This is a genomic window from Pseudoalteromonas lipolytica (assembly GCF_900116435.1).
GTDB lineage: Bacteria > Pseudomonadota > Gammaproteobacteria > Enterobacterales > Alteromonadaceae > Pseudoalteromonas > Pseudoalteromonas lipolytica.
The window spans coordinates 1-1500 of the sequence record NZ_FPAZ01000047.1; the positions used below are offsets into that span (position 1 = coordinate 1).

General features: G+C 40.9%; 2 protein-coding genes. One reads left to right on the plus strand and one right to left on the minus strand.

Translation table 11 applies throughout. The features are described 5' to 3' along the window. Positions 1–89 precede the first annotated feature (89 nt). Complete coding sequence (locus tag BM378_RS20225; protein ID WP_083422952.1) at positions 90–725, minus strand: replication initiation protein; 636 nt, start codon at positions 723–725, stop codon at positions 90–92. Positions 726–952: 227 nt separating this feature from the next. On the opposite strand from BM378_RS20225, the gene BM378_RS20230 reads away from it, so the two are divergent. Then, positions 953–1372 (plus strand): hypothetical protein, encoded by a 420-nt coding sequence (locus BM378_RS20230; protein WP_074989894.1) that lies wholly within the window; start codon positions 953–955, stop codon positions 1370–1372. The last annotated feature ends 128 nt before the right edge of the window (positions 1373–1500 follow it).

The following is a 1500-nucleotide window of genomic DNA, read 5'->3' on the forward strand; positions in this document are numbered from 1 at the left end:
TTTAGCCAAGGCTCATTTAAGCTTGGCCTACCACCACCTTTCGATACTTTGCCGCCTTTAGCCCCCCGTTTAGCTTGCCACTCACTAAATCAGGCTGCACTAAAGTTCTTATGCGTCCATCGCGCAACACTCTTAGCAGTAGCTTTAATTTCACTCTGCGGTAGTGGCTCTTTGAATGTTTTTTTATTGTAACCCTCTGCCCTGGTTAAACACGCTTCAAGCCAACGTTCGTACTCTGGCCACCCCAGCCTAATCGCTTTGTAAGCCCACGTACTGAGATAATCAAACAAGTTACAGTTACGCCCCAACCCGTAGTCAGGGAGTCGCTTACGGCCACTGTAGGCGCTCAAATCAACATAATCAGCGAGCCAGTCTAAGTCATACAAGCACGGTTCCCATGTAGAGACTTGCCAATGTGGATTTAAGGGGTTTTTACAGATAAGGCCAGCGTAACCTATATCGGCACCGAGTTTTTCCCTCAGCGCGTTTTCTACGACTGCTGCGTAGCGAAGTGGCGCACTGCGGCCATCTGGTGCCGTTCTGATAGACACCTCAAGGCCGTAAATCAAATGTGCATGCCCGTTATCACGATTTGTTGCAACGATATTAGGTGCGGGTGCGCCAGAGTCGTACCAATCCAAAGAGGCATTAGGTTTGTCTACGTCAAACACTAACCAGTACTTATGCGTCGGGCCATTCGCTTGGATATAGCGTGATTTGAACATCACTACCTCATTAGCAATAGGGTAGCATTTCAACAATAATATCGCATTATAAGGGCTCTAGGTTGCACTGTAAGATCAACCTAGAGCCCTTGCAATTCAAAGGTTAAATAAAATTTCAAACGGGAAAGTTACACGCACAGCATGAACTGTATTATTGAACTTGATTTACAATAATTGACTGCTAATCTTGTGAATGGATTTCACTTTCAAAATTAAGAAACTATTTAATGAAAACTTTTTTACCCATATGTATTGCGCTATCTATATTCTTATCTCACACAGTGTCATCAGCAACTGTTGAAAATCATATAAAAAATAAAACTATAAATTGCTCATATGAGTGTACTGAAATTATTAAACTTAATGCTGGCTGGCATGTAGTAGCTAAAAACTCGAACGGAGATATAGAAAAAGTAATTCCTGTGGATGACATACCTATTAATGCTAAGAGAATAATAAACAACAATGGAATAATAAATACACTATCATCAGTTCCTGGTGTTGGAACAACATCAACCTCTTACGAAACTCCAACAGAAATAGTCGTTGTCTATATTACTACTTACAGAGATACAGATGGTAACTTACTAGACGTCCAAGTAACAACGGTAAGAATACCAAAAGATACAACAACAATGCCCAAATAAAGAACATTTGAATTTATTAATAGCCCTCGTGAGGGCTATTATCTGATATGGCTTGTTTAGTGCCACATTAAATTAAGCCATTTTTCTTTTTCCGGAAGTACGTTCTGCGGCTAATGCCTAGTTTTAGC